The following is a 13,194-nucleotide window of genomic DNA, read 5'->3' as shown; positions in this document are numbered from 1 at the left end:
TATGGTATCATTAGTCCAATATACGGGCTCTGAACATTAGCTTAGGGGGCGGACATGGCATGTGGACGGTGATTTACATTGCGCCGACAGCAAAGGTTGCGGACAAGATCAAGACCAAGCTTTCGGAAGAAGGTTTTCTGGTACAGACCCGTCCCATCAGTTTATCCAAGCAACAATATGAGATTCGCGTCCCTTCTGGGGAATTGGAAGAGGTTCAGGAAGTGTTGAATTCCATTCTGCATTCTTGATTCTCGATATTGAAGTGCCTTGGCAGATAACAAAAAGTACCACTGGTACATAAGGGACTGACCGCGGAAGCGGAAAGAGGAATCGACTTGCATGAGTATAATGCTACTGTCCTTCCTTCTTTTTTTGTTAATCGGTTATAGCAGGTAACCTCAATTGTGCGGAGAGTAGCCGTTGAGGTTTGCCTTGTATCGGAGGAATTTTGTTCTGAATGCTAGTAAGGTATAAGTCTTAGCATGAGTTATAAGCGTAAGCGGTTCACCGCAGCATGCAGATCAAGCTGATTGTTACAGCGGACTGTGGCCTGCGGCCATCAAATTATTGGCTGGAGAGGTGTAGTTGTGTTCAAAGATATATTCCAAAAGAAACGGAAGTACGCTACCATACCTTCCGAGCGTGCAATTCCAGGTGAACGTCAAGAAGCCGTCGAGCGCCCGAAACGTGAAATACCTGAAGGGCTTATGAACAAGTGCAGCAAATGCGGCACCATTCAATATAGCAAGGAACTGGAGAAAAACCTGAAAGTATGTCCTGCCTGCGGCTACCATATGCGTCTTAACGCTATGGAACGTATTGCAATGGTACTGGATGAAGAAGGTTTTGTTGAGCATGATGCCGATATGGTTTCGGTTGATCCACTCGGATTCCCGGGGTACAGCAGTAAGCTGGAGCAGCAACGTCTGAAATCGGGTTTGAAGGAAGCCGTTATAACAGGAGAAGGGACCATTGAAGGTCTTCCTGTTGTTGTTGCTGTAATGAGCTTTGATTTCTTCACAGGCAGTATGGGCTCTGTAGTCGGAGAGAAAATTACCCGTGCTGTTGAACATGCCATTGAGAAGAAGCTTCCTTTAATTATTTTCTCTACTTCAGGCGGTGCACGGATGCAGGAGAGTATTCTGAGTCTGATGCAGATGGCTAAAACAAGTGCGGCTTTAGCTCGTTTGGACGAGCAAGGCGGGCTCTATATTTCGGTGATCACCGATCCGACAACCGGTGGGGTATCGGCTAGTTTCGCGAGCCTTGGCGATATTATTATCGCTGAACCTGGCGCTGTATTTGGTTTTGCAGGCAGGATAGTAATTGAGCAAACGATCCGTCAGAAGCTGCCGGATGATTTCCAGACCGCAGAATTCAACCTCCAGCATGGTCAACTGGACATGGTTGTTCACCGGAAAGAACTTCGGGCAACCCTTGGCAAGCTTCTCGATATGCACAGTGAAAAGGGAGGGGTCTAAATGGCGGGTAGTTTGCCATATGAAGCGCCTCTGATTGAGATGCGCAAAAAAATTGAAGAACTCGTTCAGTTTGGGCAGGAAAAAGGTATTGATTTTACCGAAGAAATAGCCCGTCTCGAAGAACGTTATCATAGACTTGAAGAAGAGATTTACACCAGCATAACACCGGCTCAGAAGATGCATTTGGCTCGTCACCAGCAGCGTCCAACAGCACTGGATCTGATTCAGCTCATTTTTACTGATTTTACCGAACTGCATGGTGACCGTATGTTTGGTGACGACCTTGCGGTTGTTGGTGGACTCGCCAAGCTGAATGGACAAACCGTAACGGTACTTGGCCAACAGCGTGGAAAGGATACGAAGGACAACATCGCCCGCTTTTTTGGAAGTGCTCACCCGGAAGGGTTCCGTAAAGGACTGCGTTTAATGAAACAGGCTGATAAATTTGGCCGCCCGATTATTACGTTTGTTGATACTAAAGGAGCGTATCCGGGTAATACTGCAGAAGAGAGAGGTCAATCGGAAGCGATTGCCCGTAATTTGCTGGAGATGGCTAAACTCTCGGTTCCTGTTATTGTTGTTGTCATCGGCGAAGGTGGAAGCGGCGGTGCTCTAGCTATGGCTGTAGGTAACCGTGTGCTCATGCTCGAGCATGCCATCTATTCTGCAATTTCTCCTAATGGTGCGGCATCGATACTATGGAAGGATGCATCCAAAGCAGATCAGGCCGCTGAAGCGATGAAAATTACGGCGAAAGACCTGCTCGAGATGGAAGTGATCGAAGAGATTATCCCTGAACCGCGCGGCGGAGCTCACCAGGACTATGATACAGCTGCAACAGCGATCTCCGAAGCTCTAGTTCGTCATCTGGATGAGATGAAAGGATGGAGTGCGGAGCAATTAAAGCAGGATCGCTATGAAAAATTCCGCAAAATCGGCTCAGTGACTTTTGAAGCACCAGCCTCTGCGGTAGAACCTACTAAAGAAAGAGAGCCTGCGGGTGAAGTTGAAGCAAATTCCGAGGCAGAATCTGTCCAAGTGGAAGCATCGGAACAGCCGTTAGAAGCAGAACCTGTGAAAAATTTGTCGGGAAATGCAGAATGATGTGACGAATTTCCTATACAAATGATCGAAAGTATAGTAAATTTAATAGTTGGAAAAAGAAAAATAGAGATATAAAGTTAGACCTTTAAAATCGGAGGAAACCCAAAATGCGCAAAACGAAAATTGTATGTACGATTGGCCCATCCAGTGAATCCCTGGAGAATACCAAGAAACTGATTATGGCTGGCATGAACGTAGCCCGTCTGAATTTCTCCCACGGTGATTTCGATGAGCACGGCGGACGGATCGTAGCGATTCGCCAAGCATGTGAAGAGCTGAACAAAACTGTAGCAATTCTGCTGGACACCAAAGGACCGGAAATTCGTACAGGTAAACTTGAAGTTGAGCCAATTGAATTGGTTCAGGACGAGTACATCACTTTGACGACAGAAGAAATTCTGGGAACCAAAGATCGTCTTTCCATTACGTATGCAGATCTTCCTAAGGATGTTGAAGCTGGATCTACAATTCTGATCGACGACGGTCTGATCGGACTGACTGTGGTGGAAGTACAAGGCACCGAGATCAAATGCCGTATCGTTAACGGCGGTACAATCAAAAGCAAAAAAGGTGTTAACGTTCCAGGCGTCGCGATTTCCCTGCCGGGTATCACTGAAAAAGATGCTAACGATATCGTGTTTGGTATCGAACAAGGTATCGATTTCATCGCAGCTTCTTTCGTTCGTAAAGCAAGCGACGTGCTTGAAATTCGTGAATTGCTTGAGAAACATAATGCAGGTCACATTCAAATTATCTCCAAAATCGAAAACCAACAAGGTGTCGACAACCTGGACGAAATCCTTGAAGTGTCTGACGGCCTGATGGTTGCTCGTGGAGACCTGGGTGTGGAAATCCCTGCTGAAGAAGTACCACTGGTACAAAAACGCATGATCGAAAAATGTAATGTTGCGGGTAAACCGGTTATTACAGCTACACAAATGCTGGATTCGATGCAACGTAACCCGCGTCCGACTCGTGCGGAAGCAAGTGACGTAGCCAACGCAATCTTTGACGGTACAGATGCAATCATGTTGTCTGGTGAGACAGCTGCCGGTAAATATCCGGTAGAGTCCGTGCTGACAATGTCCCGTATTGCAGAAAAAGCAGAATCTGCTTTGCCTTACCAAGAGTTGTATCTGAAACAACGCGTTGCACAACAAACAACAGTTACTGAAGCGATCAGTCAATCCGTTGCTCTGTCCGCTCAAGATTTGAACGCAAAAGCGATCATCACTTCGACAGAATCCGGACATACTGCACGTATGATCTCTAAATATCGTCCAGAAGCTCCAATCATCGCTGTAACGACAGAAGACAGAACTTCCCGTCGTTTGGCACTGGCATGGGGTGTAACTCCTGTTAAAGGTAGATTGGTTGATTCTACGGATGCTTTGTTCGAAAATGCAATTGAAGGTGGCGTAAAATCAGGACTGGTTAAAGAAGGAGACCTGGTTGTCATTACAGCAGGTGTACCTCTGGGTCGCTCCGGTTCTACTAACCTGATCAAAGTTAGCCAAATTCCAAACAACGCTTAATTGTAGCGTATGATTCGGTAAGTAACATGAAAGAAGCAATGGGGCCTTATGTCCCGTTGCTTTTTTTCCATCTTCATGACACGATTCTGTGATTTGAAGCGTATGAATGGTAGAGCCAAGGAGGCTGAGAACGTGCGAAAAGAAAGTAATGGTAACTGGTATACAGCTCGTCTTCGTGTACGTTATCAGGAGAGCGACCAGATGGGGGTTGTCTATCATGCGAACTACCTGAACTGGTTCGAGATCGGCCGTACCGAGATGATTCGCCAAATGGGGTATACATATCGTAAAATGGAAGAACAGGCACTGTTGCTTCCTGTAACCGGTCTGGATGTGAAGTATCATAAACCGGCGCGTTACGATGACGAGATCATCATTTTCACTCGAATCACTGCTTTTAGCGGCTTGCGCCTGAATTACGAGTACGACATAAGACGTATGTCTGAGGAAGATGATGCTTCACTCGCTGTCGGTGAACGGGTGTGGGCACATGATGAATCACTCCCAGGTGAACGATTGGTGACGGGATCTACCCAGCATGTGTGGGTGAATACAGACTGGAAGCCGGTTAGACTGGATAAAGTCGCTTCAGAGCTATACAGCGCGCTTGAAAAGGTGTGGTTCTCAGGAAAGGAGTAACATATCAATGCGAAAATGGATGTGGGCTTTACTTTTATTAATTCCGGTAATTGAGCTGTTTGGTTTCATTCTGATGAGTGATTGGATCGGGGCCGGAAAAACATTGCTTCTTATGATTCTCACGTCCTTGATTGGTATAGCCATGTTGCAGTTTGAAGGGCGTAAGGTATTGATGGACGCCAAACAGGAGATGGAACGCGGCAAGGTGCCTGGGCGGAAAATGGTCGATGGTCTTTTCGTTTTTGTCGGCGGATTCTTGCTGTTGATCCCTGGTTTTGTGACCGATCTCATCGGTTTTACGTTAGTATTTCCGTTAACACGTCCAGTTTATCGGTTATTCTTCCTGGGCTGGTTGGAGAAAAAGATGAGAAACGGCAGCATTACATTTTATCGCCGTCCGAAATAGGAGAGCATCTATCTCGTTTAAACCAAAAGTCTCCGTTCTGCAGACACCTTCTGCTTGGAACGGAGACTTTTTTGCATTAGTTTAACTGGAAAAGGATTGTGATTAATGCTCTTCAATCAGACTCATCGGACTCTGCCATTAATGATATAGGTCCTGAGGTCACGAAGTACATTGGCACGGTTAAAGGCATCGAGAATCACAAGACTCACCGGACCGATAATGAGGCCTAGCACACCAAATAGCTTCAAGCCAACAAACATGCCTACTAACGTTGCGAGTGGGTCTAGCCCCACACTACTGGCAAGAACTTTCGGTTCAATGATCTGCCGGGCAATAAGCAAGATAAGATAGATCACACTAATACCGATGCCAAGATAGATATCCCCGTTCATGAACAAATACGCCGCCCAAGGTACCATGACCAGACCGACACCAAGATAGGGGAGCAGGTCGACCAGACCAATCAGCAGAGCGATCGTGAACGCTGACTTGACTTGAAGGATAAGCAACCCAATCATGACGAACAGCGCTGTAATCGAGATCATGATCAGCTGTGCGCGTACATAACCAAAGAGGGCTTTTTTGAGATCATTCCAGATATCAGAGATCGGTTTGCGAACTGCAGACGGAACCCAACCAGAGACGGTAATGCTATGACGCGTCCAGCCTTTGCTAATGAAGAAGGTAGATAGCAACACCACAATGAGAACTGCACCCATATTAGGTAGCGAGGTCAGCAGGTTTAAAATCAGGTTGAAAAACCCAGTAACAAGGTCACTTACCGCTGTTCCGACGGTCTCTGTTGTTTTGCTGATGTTACTGTTAATGGTTTCTTGATAATTCGGGTTTTCTTTGTAAAAATCGTTAATCTGCGCTATCAAACTTTGGATCGTATCGTTCTGCGTCCAGCGTACAAACGTTTCTTTGATTTCGTCCACATGCAGATCGAAACTGGTGGTTAGTGAAATGACTTCTTTAACCATACGAGTAACAGCCGCAGATAAAATTACAGCGATTGCCCCAAAATACAATAGAAGTGATAAGGTAACCGCGAGCCAGCGTGGAAAACGGAGCCTGTTCTGGAGCAACTTTACGAGCGGATTCATCGCGTAGGCAATAATCCAGGCAATAACAAAAGGATATAACAGCGGGAACAACAGATATACGGCTACGGCGATCAGAAAGGTAGCTACAATAACCCACAGACCGCGAAGCAGACGTTTGAGAATGATTCGATCCAAGGTTCAACTCCCCTTTATTCAATCAAGAGCTTATCTTATTAATATAGAGCAATCGTAAGCTTTTGAAACGCCAAAAAGAACAGTCTCCAACCGTGTGCCGGAATCCTGCTTAGCACATCGTCTGCCTAAAGTATGCCTGAGGTTTACAAATTATAGCAATAGATTTTGTGACTATATTTTGGTTTGATTTCTCTAATGACATAAATTGTTTAGTACACATTAAATCCCAACCCTGCTTGTGTAAAGGTTTTCAAAAATGCTTTATCGGTCCGATAAATATGTTTGATGTGCGAATGAACTCTCATCATGTTCACATAAACGACAAAATCCAGTATGATGATATAAGTAAATACCGATTGACAGATAAGAAAACCGAATTTTGACAACTTAGGTCATTTTTAAAATGAAACGGTTTACAAAAGAGGTTAGGTGCACTTTGGCACTGATATGACTTAGAATGATTTCTGATTTCGCTTATTAAAGGAGAGATGTAATATGACAGCTACCAAAGGTCTGGAAGGCATCGTTGCAACAACCTCTTCGATCAGCTCTATTGTAGACGGTGTGCTTACATACCGTGGATACGATATCGATGATTTGGCTGAACATGCAAGTTTTGAAGAAGTTGCTTATTTGCTCTGGTTTGGCAAATTGCCAACAGCAGATGAATTGAAGTCACTTCGTAAAAGTCTGAGCGATTACGCGCCGATTCCAAACGAATTGATCGCCCAAATCAAGTTGTATCCAAAACACATCAGCACGATGGCAGCTCTACGCTCTGCAGTCTCCGCGCTTGCGCTTTATGATGAGCAAGCCGACGAGATGACAGAGGCTGCGAATGAAAACAAAGCGGTGAAGTTGCAAGCGCAATTGCCAACCATTGTAGCGGCAATCTCACGTATTCGTAAGGGGCAAGAGCCTGTGGCTCCAAAAGAAGGCGCTTCCATCGCTGAGAACTTTTTATACATGATGACAGGAGAAGAGCCGTCCGAAACCGCGGTAAAAGCACTTGATCAGGCACTTGTTCTGCATGCAGATCACGAGCTGAATGCTTCGACGTTTGCTGCCCGCGTTACGGTAGCGACCCTGTCTGATATTTACTCAGGCGTAACTTCTGCGATCGGTGCACTCAAAGGGCCTTTGCATGGTGGTGCAAACGAAGCTGTTATGAAAATGCTGGACGAGATCGGTACACCGGATCGTCTGGAAGCGGCTATTCAGGAAAAACTGAATAACCGTGAGAAAATCATGGGCTTTGGACACCGCGTGTACAAAAATGGTGACCCACGTGCAAAGCATTTGCAGAAGATGTCCAAAGAACTGGGTGAGATGAACAACGATACCCGTTTGTATGAGATGTCCGTGAAGATTGAAGAAATCGTGACAGGCCAAAAAGGTTTGAAGCCAAATGTCGATTTCTATTCCGCTTCCGTATACACTCAACTGAAGATTGATCAGGAATTGTTCACACCGATCTTTGCGATCAGCCGTGTGTCCGGTTGGACAGCGCATATTCTGGAGCAACTTGCAGATAACCGCATTATCCGTCCGCGTGCCGAGTACACGGGCCCAACAGATCAGAAATACGTTTCCATCGATCTTCGCTAAACTTTAGCAAAAACAGTATAATCATATAGATGAGGTGAGGGGCTTGTGAATGCGAGGCTATACTGCCGAGTAGAGACAGCCCTTCCTTCCTGCAAAAATGTGGTATGCTTCATACTGTGAAACCAAAACTTAGGAGGAATTGTAATTATGAAATTGGAAAAATTTGCACTCCCAACTGAAGGCGAAAAAATTCAAATTGACAACGGTACGCTTCAAGTACCTAATAATCCAATCATTCCATTCATCGAAGGTGACGGTACAGGCCGTGACATCTGGAAAGCTTCTGTACGTGTTCTGGATGCAGCAGTAGAAAAAGCATATAACGGTACTAAAAAAATTGCTTGGTATGAAGTGTTTGCTGGTGAGAAAGCATTCAATACATACGGAGAGTGGTTGCCGAACGATACGCTCGAAGCGATTCGTGAGTACATCGTAGCCATCAAAGGACCTCTGACTACGCCAATCGGCGGCGGTATCCGTTCCCTGAACGTGGCACTTCGTCAAGAGCTTGACCTGTACACTTGCCTGCGTCCTGTACGTTATTTCAATGGGGTACCTTCCCCGGTTAAACGTCCTGAGCTGGTTGACATGGTTATTTTCCGTGAAAACACAGAGGACATCTATGCAGGTATCGAGTACGCTGAAGGTTCTGAAGAAGTGAAAAAAATGATCCAGTTCTTGCAACAGGAAATGGGTGTTAACAAAATTCGCTTCCCTGAAACTTCCGGTATCGGTATCAAACCTGTATCTGAGGAAGGTTCGAAACGTTTGGTTCGTGCAGCGGTACAATATGCTGTTGACCATAACCGCAAAACCGTTACTTTGGTACACAAAGGTAATATCATGAAATTCACTGAAGGTGCCTTCAAAAACTGGGGTTACGAAGTGGCTGAAGCAGAATTTGGCGACAAAGTATTCACTTGGGCACAATACGATGTGATCAAAGAAAAAGACGGTACAGATGCAGCTAATGCAGCGCAAAAAGCAGCTGAAGATGCTGGCAAAATCATCGTAAAAGATGCCATTGCTGATATCGCTCTGCAACAAGTATTGACTCGTCCGGGTGAATTCGACGTGATCGCTACATTGAACCTGAACGGTGACTATCTGTCCGATGCTCTCGCAGCGCAAGTTGGCGGAATTGGTATCGCACCTGGTGCGAACATCAACTATGTAACTGGACATGCTATCTTCGAAGCAACACACGGTACTGCACCTAAATACGCAGATAAAGATGTCGTGAACCCTGGTTCCGTAATCCTCTCCGGCGTAATGTTGCTTGAGCACCTGGGCTGGCAAGAAGCGGCTAACCTGATCTACAAAGGCATGGAAACATCCATCAACAATAAAACGGTAACGTATGACTTTGCACGTCTGATGGACGGCGCAACAGAAGTGAAATGTTCCGAATTCGCTGATCAAATCATTAGCAACCTGTAACAAAAACCTGTAAGGGGAGATGTGAATCGTGACTATTCAGCGCAAAAAAATCACAGTCGTTGGTGCCGGTTTTACCGGTGCTACAACTGCACTGATGCTTGCCCAGAAGGAACTCGGGGATGTTGTTCTGGTTGATATTCCTCAACTGGAGAATCCGACCAAGGGTAAAGCACTCGATCTGCTGGAGGCTAGCCCTGTGCAAGGGTTCGACAGTCATATCGTGGGAACTTCCAACTACGAGGATACAGCTGGTTCAGACATTGTGATCATTACAGCCGGAATTGCCCGCAAACCGGGCATGAGCCGTGACGATCTGGTGAATACGAATGCAGGTATCGTGAAGTCCGTGTGTGAAAATGTGAAAACATATTGCCCTGAGTCCATTGTCATTATTCTGAGCAACCCGGTAGATGCAATGACGTATGCAGCGTATCAGACACTCGGTTTTCCGAAAAACCGCGTGATCGGACAGTCGGGTGTTCTCGACACTGCCCGATACTGTACGTTCATTGCGCAGGAGTTAAATGTATCCGTAGAGGATGTACGTGGCTTTGTGCTGGGTGGTCATGGTGACGATATGGTACCGCTCGTTCGTTATTCGAGTGTAGGCGGTATTCCAATCGATACCCTGATTCCAGCAGATCGCATTGATGCGATTGTGCAACGTACCCGTGTAGGCGGCGGTGAGATTGTTAACCTGCTGGGTAATGGCAGTGCATACTATGCTCCGGCAGCTTCACTGGTCCAGATGACGGAGGCCATTTTGAAGGACAAAAAACGCATTATTCCGGTTATTGCTTATCTTGAAGGTGAGTATGGATATCAGGATCTCTTCCTCGGTGTGCCAACCGTTCTGGGAGGCAACGGAATTGAGAAGATTTTCGAACTGGAGTTGACAGCCGAAGAAAAAGCAGCGCTTGATACGTCTGCAGATTCGGTGCGTAACGTCATTTCAATCGTTAATATTTAAGTTTTGAAGACTTTTTGAACATGAAAAGTGAGAAAACCTCCGTAAATACGGAGGTTTTCTTTTCTTTGGATAAGTTCCCCAGTATAATAAAATGTGATATACAGCACAGCGAATATGTTGAGGAGGATGAAAATTTTGACAATGATTATGTATTTGCTCCATATCGTCGGAGCACTGGCCATGGGATTTTATCTGATTTTGCCATTCGTGGTAGGTAAAATTCGCACATTGAGCTTGCCAGCACAGGAGGGAGCATTCGCGTCACTTCGTTCCTTAAACAAAGTTGCACAGTATGCGCTTGTTATTCAGCTTCTTACAGGTGGTTATCTGATGACAAAGGGAGATTACTCCCACATCTGGATGGCTGTTGTCGTAGTAATTCTTCTCGCGATTGCAGCCATTGGCGGAATTATGGGTAAACCGTTACGTCTTGCCGCAGAAGGCGTGAAAAGTAATAAGGATGTAACACCATACCAAAGCAAAATTCGTACGTTCAGCACGTTGCTTGCCGTGTTCTTACTCATCATGGTGTACCTGATGGTGGACAGATCCATTTTCTAATAGAAGAATAAGAGGCTTCAGGGTCTAATGTTGATTCTCAAACGATAACTATGAGTATAAGGTGAAGCGTTTGCACATGTTCAGGACAAGGGGTAGCGCTAAAAGCTATTGCTAATGAAACATGTACGCTTTTAACCATGTGGCGTGAGTAACGCCGGGTTCTATTGAATCAAACCGCACAGATATACAAACAAACAGACAGCCTACAAAGGCTGTCTGTTTGCTTTGTGATCTTTTATTCAATGACTGCCGGGAACCTGAATACCCCGCAACTCATCATTAGCTAACACCAGAACCATGAACTCGTACTGCATTTCGGCCATTCCGTTTGGACTCATACAGGGCGTGATCGGCGTCACGTAGCAAAGATTCCAGGGTATCCGACTCGCCAACCGTTTGGGAGACACCAAAGCTGGCGGTGACCGGAATGGACTTGCCCTCTAGGTTGAGCGGTTGATTTAACAAAGCCATTCGCAACTGCTCTGCAAGAGTATATGCTTCCTGGAGTACCATGTTCGGCAAAGCGATAACAAATTCCTCTCCGCCGTAACGGGCGAATAACATTTCACTGTTTAAATAACGATTGCACACGGATACAACATGAACGATGGCTTGGTCACCCGCATCATGACCGTACGTGTCGTTGATACGCTTGAAATGGTCAATGTCAAACAAGATAAAAGAGATGGGGTGAAAATTAAGCCGGGCTTCTTGAAGCCATTCTCTTCCTTTGTTCAAAAATTGAGTCCGATTGTATATTTTGGTTAAACCATCGAAATAAGCTAGTTGTTTCAATTGTTCTTGTAAAAAACGTTGTTCGGTAATGTCGATTAGCATAATGAGAATACCGACAACTTGAGGATTTTTGTTAAATACATAAGACGTCCTGACTTGGTAACAGACGGTTTCTCCGTTTAATTGCCAGTACAAGTCGGTTTGCAGCCCTTCTCTTTCATATTCAACGGGAAAGGTCTCTCCTGCAAGACGAAGCCAGATGTCATTCAAGGGTTGCCCAACCATCGATGTTTCAATCTCAGGTAACATCAGTCTTAGGGATCTGTTGAAATCGACAAGACGATAGGAACTATCCAGCACAAGAACCCCTTCGCGCATACTTTCAAAAATACTTTCTTTGGCGATCGGTACAATGGTTAACAGTCTGGAGGACAGAATAGCCCAGATATACATAGCCGATGTAACACACATCAGTACGGGAACTGGGTCGAGGCCAAACGGAGTCACGCCAAGTAAGTACACAAATGCAGCAACCATCGGAATAATCTGCGACACAATTAACGTAAGCAGTTGACGACGGTACATCTTTTTGGTGTGACGCCATTGCCCAATTAAGATAAGGCCAGCACATAAAAGGCAGGAGAACGTAAATGCACCATGGACAACATACCATTGACCAATATCCATCGCCATGACGGGGACTGTGCTATCCTCACGTAACCATACTCTTTTGTAATAGAGATGATGCCAATCATTCGTAGCAACCAGAAAGACGGTAATGGAAGGAATGATGAATAAGGCTGACGTCAGCCATTTAGACAACTTTTTTCCAGTGTAATGAATCATGAGAAGCAGGCCAAGCGGTGCAGAGATCGGCATACCAATATATTGGACGATATTCCAGAACTTCATCTGTTCCAGTGTATTACTGGCGAGGCCGATGGCATATCCGAAGGTATATACGGACAGGGAAGCCGTGTACAGGATAAAGATGTTGGCGTTTGGAAAATGGGCTCTTCTGAAGTACGTATACATACACAGAAACAGATTCAGCACGGCTGACGTGGTCACAAGTGTAATGTAAGTAGTAATATGCGATTCCATGTTCAGATCTCCATGTCAAATTAGATTGTTGTCGTATTGAAGCAAATGAGATGATGCTGCTAATCACGCTAGGTGACTAAAAAAAGATGAATATAATCTCCACACTGTACATTGTACATCAGCCCTATCTGCTTAGGAACACCATTTGTATGATGAAACAGGTCAATTTCGAAAAAAATTCGAATATTCACAAATGCAGATGGTGACGAAATACAAAGTTTGGATTTCCATATATGTGGTAAATAAGGAATGACAGTAATTATGAGGGTTCGCATTGCTGTCCAGTAGAAGAATAATCTGGTCGGTTCATGCCATCCTACAGAATGAGACTAATGAGAGTTATGACGAATGAGAGACAAGGAAGCATGTT

12 protein-coding genes are annotated in these 13,194 nt (G+C 45.3%); 10 read left to right on the top strand and 2 right to left on the bottom strand.

The genetic code is table 11. The annotated features are described in order from the left end of the window. Positions 1 to 59: 59 nt before the first annotated feature. From J2T16_RS08470 to J2T16_RS08445, 6 genes are all read left to right on the top strand, one after another. On the top strand, positions 60 to 248 hold the full coding sequence (locus tag J2T16_RS08470; RefSeq protein WP_090920220.1) for a glutamate decarboxylase: 189 nt from the start codon (positions 60 to 62) through the stop codon (positions 246 to 248). 339 nt (positions 249 to 587) lie between these two features. Next, the gene (accD, locus tag J2T16_RS08465; RefSeq protein WP_123064194.1) at positions 588 to 1,481 is read left to right on the top strand and encodes an acetyl-CoA carboxylase, carboxyltransferase subunit beta; all 894 of its coding nucleotides are present in this window, start codon (positions 588 to 590) and stop codon (positions 1,479 to 1,481) included. Continuing rightward, positions 1,482 to 2,585, top strand: a complete 1,104-nt coding sequence (locus J2T16_RS08460) for an acetyl-CoA carboxylase carboxyltransferase subunit alpha (protein ID WP_154958184.1) — start codon at positions 1,482 to 1,484, stop codon at positions 2,583 to 2,585. Between the two features lie 107 nt (positions 2,586 to 2,692). Beyond that, positions 2,693 to 4,120 carry a pyruvate kinase gene (gene pyk / locus J2T16_RS08455; protein WP_090920229.1) on the top strand — a complete coding sequence of 476 codons (1,428 nt, stop codon included), beginning with the start codon at positions 2,693 to 2,695 and terminating at the stop codon, positions 4,118 to 4,120. Between the two features lie 132 nt (positions 4,121 to 4,252). After that, on the top strand, positions 4,253 to 4,759 hold the full coding sequence (locus tag J2T16_RS08450; RefSeq protein WP_373323200.1) for an acyl-CoA thioesterase: 507 nt from the start codon (positions 4,253 to 4,255) through the stop codon (positions 4,757 to 4,759). Position 4,760: 1 nt separating this feature from the next. Beyond that, positions 4,761 to 5,165, top strand: coding sequence for an FxsA family protein (locus J2T16_RS08445; protein ID WP_090920522.1), 405 nt, complete (start codon positions 4,761 to 4,763; stop codon positions 5,163 to 5,165). A 122-nt stretch (positions 5,166 to 5,287) separates the two neighbouring features. Here the strand turns inward: J2T16_RS08445 and ytvI are convergent, their stop codons facing one another. Beyond that, positions 5,288 to 6,406, bottom strand: coding sequence for a sporulation integral membrane protein YtvI (gene ytvI / locus J2T16_RS08440; protein WP_090920232.1), 1,119 nt, complete (start codon positions 6,404 to 6,406; stop codon positions 5,288 to 5,290). 495 nt (positions 6,407 to 6,901) lie between these two features. On the opposite strand from ytvI, the gene citZ reads away from it, so the two are divergent. The 4 genes from citZ to J2T16_RS08420 all read left to right on the top strand — a co-directional run bounded on the left by citZ (position 6,902) and on the right by J2T16_RS08420 (position 10,985). Beyond that, positions 6,902 to 8,014: a citrate synthase gene (gene citZ / locus J2T16_RS08435; RefSeq protein ID WP_221786458.1), complete on the top strand. Its 1,113-nt coding sequence runs from the start codon at positions 6,902 to 6,904 to the stop codon at positions 8,012 to 8,014. A gap of 147 nt (positions 8,015 to 8,161) precedes the next feature. Then, on the top strand, positions 8,162 to 9,454 hold the full coding sequence (gene icd, locus J2T16_RS08430; protein WP_154958182.1) for an NADP-dependent isocitrate dehydrogenase: 1,293 nt from the start codon (positions 8,162 to 8,164) through the stop codon (positions 9,452 to 9,454). Between the two features lie 28 nt (positions 9,455 to 9,482). Next, positions 9,483 to 10,424 carry a malate dehydrogenase gene (gene mdh / locus J2T16_RS08425; RefSeq protein WP_090920243.1) on the top strand — a complete coding sequence of 314 codons (942 nt, stop codon included), beginning with the start codon at positions 9,483 to 9,485 and terminating at the stop codon, positions 10,422 to 10,424. A gap of 135 nt (positions 10,425 to 10,559) precedes the next feature. Continuing rightward, positions 10,560 to 10,985 carry a hypothetical protein gene (locus J2T16_RS08420; RefSeq protein WP_154983046.1) on the top strand — a complete coding sequence of 142 codons (426 nt, stop codon included), beginning with the start codon at positions 10,560 to 10,562 and terminating at the stop codon, positions 10,983 to 10,985. 279 nt (positions 10,986 to 11,264) lie between these two features. Here J2T16_RS08420 and J2T16_RS08415 read toward each other — a convergent pair whose 3' ends face one another. Beyond that, positions 11,265 to 12,824, bottom strand: a complete 1,560-nt coding sequence (locus tag J2T16_RS08415; protein ID WP_499018120.1) for a histidine kinase N-terminal 7TM domain-containing diguanylate cyclase — start codon at positions 12,822 to 12,824, stop codon at positions 11,265 to 11,267. Between the last annotated feature and the right edge of the window lie 370 nt (positions 12,825 to 13,194).

Source organism: Paenibacillus intestini (assembly GCF_030803945.1).
Taxonomy (GTDB): Bacteria; Bacillota; Bacilli; order Paenibacillales; family Paenibacillaceae; genus Paenibacillus; species Paenibacillus polysaccharolyticus.
This window is presented reverse-complemented; position numbering and strand designations above follow the sequence as displayed.